General features: G+C 67.3%; 3 protein-coding genes. All 3 read right to left on the bottom strand.

What is annotated here, in order from left to right; all coding sequences use genetic code 11:
* Positions 1-1,614 (bottom strand): methyl-accepting chemotaxis protein (locus G3N99_RS37035; RefSeq protein ID WP_206124836.1); only part of this gene is annotated, 1,614 nt, incomplete at its 3' end.
* Between the two features lie 37 nt (positions 1,615-1,651).
* Positions 1,652-2,167 carry a chemotaxis protein CheW gene (gene cheW / locus G3N99_RS37030; protein ID WP_043185043.1) on the bottom strand — a complete coding sequence of 172 codons (516 nt, stop codon included), beginning with the start codon at positions 2,165-2,167 and terminating at the stop codon, positions 1,652-1,654.
* A gap of 51 nt (positions 2,168-2,218) precedes the next feature.
* Positions 2,219-3,499, bottom strand: a 1,281-nt coding sequence (locus tag G3N99_RS37025; RefSeq protein ID WP_206124835.1) for a chemotaxis protein CheW, incomplete at its 5' end; no start/stop codon positions are given.

The raw sequence follows: 3,499 nt of genomic DNA, 5'->3' as shown, positions 1-3,499 counted from the left end.
CGGCGCAGGCTCATGCGCGACCGGCCGCGCCACACTGCGCGACGGTGCGAGCACGATACCGCCCATCACGCGCCAGCCCGACACGATCGTCTTCATCTGGCGCGTCTGCTCTTCGAGCGACGCAGCCGCGGCGGCCGCCTGCTCGACCAGCGCCGCGTTCTGCTGCGTGACCGAATCCATCTGGCCGACCGCGCGGTTGACCTGCTCGATGCCGGTCGACTGCTCGTCCGACGCGGCGCTGATCTCGCCCATGATGTCGGTCACGCGGCGCACGGCCTGCACGATCTCGTCCATCGTCGAGCCGGCGCGCGACACGAGCGCCGACCCGCTTTCGACCTTCTCGGCCGAATCGCCGATCAGCGTCTTGATTTCCTTCGCGGCGCTCGCGCTGCGCTGCGCGAGCGAGCGCACCTCGCCCGCGACCACCGCGAAGCCGCGGCCCTGTTCGCCGGCGCGGGCGGCTTCGACCGCCGCGTTCAGCGCGAGGATGTTGGTCTGGAACGCGATGCCCTCGATCGTGCCGATGATGTCGACGACCTTGCCCGAACTCGCCGCGATGTCCTGCATCGTCGACACGACCTGGCCGACCACGTCGCCGCCCTGCGTCGCGATGTCCGATGCATTCACCGCGAGCTGGCTGGCCTGCCGCGCGTTTTCCGCGTTCTGCCGCACGGTGCCCGTCAGCTGTTCCATGCTCGACGCGGTTTCCTGCAGCGATGCGGCCTGCTCCTCGGTACGCTGCGACAGGTCGATGTTGCCGGTCGCGATCTCGCGCGCGCCGACGTCGATCGATTCGGTGCCGCGATGCACGGCCTGCACCATCGTCGTGACGGCGTCCTGCATCCGCTTGATGCCGCCGAACAGGCGGCCGATCTCGTTCGTGCTGAACACGTTGACCGGCTGCGTGAGGTCGCCGCCGGCGATGCGCTCGAAGTGCGCGATCGCGTCTTCCAGCGGCTGCACGATCAGCCCGCGCAGCGCAAAGCGGATCGCGATCACGACGACGAACGCGATCGCGATGCCGGCCGCGATCAGCCCGATCATCAGCGAGATCTGCGATTGCGTCGCGGCCTGGCGATCTTCGGCGCGCTTCTGCAGCGATGCGATCACGGCCGACGCGGCCTGGTCGTACGCGACGAACATCGGGCTGATCTTGGTATCGGCGACCGCGTGGTACGCGGCCATGTCACCCGCGCGGGCGGCCGCGAATTCGGGCTCGACGCCTTCCTTCACGATCGTCGTGTAGCGGGTGGTCAGTTCGTCGACGAGCGCCTGCTCGACGCCGAGCTTCGGCGTCGACTGGAACGCCTGCCAGTTCTGGTTCGACTTCGCGTACAGCTCCTGCGCGCGGTCGAGCACCTTGGCCGCTTCGGCCGTGTTGCCGCCTTCCGTCAACGAACGGAAGCGGTCGAGCGACACGCGCGCACGCAGCAGGTACGACGACGTGTCGTCGAGCGTATGGATCGCCGGCAGGTCGACGTGCGCGATCTCGTCGAGCGAGCGGCTCGCGTGATTCAGCGCGTACAGGCCGAGCCCGCCGACGGCTGCGGCCAGCGCCACGAGGATGAGTCCGACCGCCGTGAGCGTCGTGCGGATCGACCAGTTATGCAACATTGCAGATTCTCCCGAAATTCCTGCGCGCGCGGCGCGCTTACCCGCCGAGCGTCTCGATCAGCGCCATTTCACGGCTCGACATCAGCTTCTCGATGTCCATCAGGATCAGCATCCGGCCGTCGACCGTGCCGAGGCCAGTCAGGTACTCGGTCGTCAGCGTCGCGCCGAATTCCGGCGCCGGCATGATCTGGTCGGTCTGCAGCGTCAGCACGTCCGACACGCCGTCGACCACCATCCCGACCACGCGATGCGCGACGTTCAGGATGATCACGACGGTCTGGTGGTCGTACTCGACGCGGCCGAGATGGAACTTGATCCGCATGTCGACGATCGGCACGATGATCCCGCGCAGGTTGATCACGCCCTTGATGAACTCCGGCGCGTTCGCGATGCGCGTGACGCTGTCGTAGCCGCGGATTTCCTGCACCTTCAGGATGTCGATCCCGTATTCCTCGTCGCCGAGCGTGAACACGAGGAATTCCTGGCCCGTCGCGTCGCCTTGTTCCGCGTCGCGGCGGCTCGTTGCCGCGTTCGCCGCGGCCGGATTGATCATTTGGACTTCAGCAGACACGTTTGCCCCCAATCGGTTGAATGGCGAGTGACATCAGAACATCGCGAGCTCGGCGCCGGCACGGGCGCCGTGCGTCGCACGGGTTTCGCGGTTCAGCGCCGCGACGTCGACGATCAACGCGACGCTGCCGTCGCCGAGGATGGTCGCCGCCGAGATGCCGTGCACCTTGCGGTAATTGGTTTCGAGGTTCTTCACGACCACCTGCTGCTGGCCGACCAGCTCGTCGATCAGCATCGCGAAGCGGCGCCCCTCGGTTTCCATGATCGTGACGATCCCTTGCGTCGGGTCGGTACGCGCGTCCTCGACCGAGAACACCTCGTGCAGCGCGACGAGCGGCAGGTATTCGCCGCGCACGCGCACCACGCGTTCGCCGTTGCCGACCGTGTAGATATCGTCGTTCGACGGCTGCAGCGACTCCATCACGAAGTTCAGCGGCAGGATGAAGATCTCGTTGCCGACCTTCACCGACATCCCGTCGAGAATCGCGAGCGTCAGCGGCAGCACGATCCGCGTGGTCGTGCCGCGGCCGGCCACCGACGTGATCTCGACGTGGCCGCCCATCGACTGGATGTTGCGCTTCACGACGTCCATCCCGACGCCGCGGCCCGACACGTCGGTCACCGTCTCGGCGGTCGAGAAGCCCGGCGCGAAGATCAGCTGCCAGACTTCGTCGTCGCTGATGTTGTCGGACACCTGCATGCCCTGTTTCGCGGCCTTCGCGAGAATGCGCTCGCGATTCAGGCCCGCGCCGTCGTCGCTCACCTCGATCACGATGTTGCCGCCGTGATGCGCGGCCGACAGCACGAGCTGGCCAACGGCGTCCTTGCCGGCGGCGACGCGCTTGTCGACCGTCTCGATCCCGTGGTCGAGGCTGTTGCGCACGAGGTGGGTCAGCGGATCGATGATCCGTTCGATCAGGCTCTTGTCGAGCTCGGTCGCCTGGCCGAACGTGACCAGCTCGACCTGCTTGCCGAGCTTGCCGGCGAGGTCGCGCACCAGACGCGGGAAGCGGCTGAACACGTAGTCCATCGGCATCATGCGGATCGACATCACGGCTTCCTGCAGGTCGCGCGCGTTGCGCTCGAGCTGCGCCATCCCGTTGAACAGGCGGTCGTGCAGCGCCGGATCGAACGCGCTCGCGGTTTCCGCGAGCATCGCCTGCGTGATCACGAGTTCGCCGACCAGGTTGATCAGCTGGTCGACCTTCTCGACGCCGACACGAATCGAGCTGCCTTCGGCGCCCGATGCGGCCGCGGCGGCCGGGCGCGCGCGCTTGTCGTCGTGATGCGCGGCGGCCTGCGGCGCGTGGTCGGC

This window comes from Burkholderia sp. Ac-20392 (genome assembly GCF_017104585.1).
Classification (GTDB): Bacteria; Pseudomonadota; Gammaproteobacteria; order Burkholderiales; family Burkholderiaceae; genus Burkholderia; species Burkholderia lata.
This window is presented reverse-complemented; position numbering and strand designations above follow the sequence as displayed.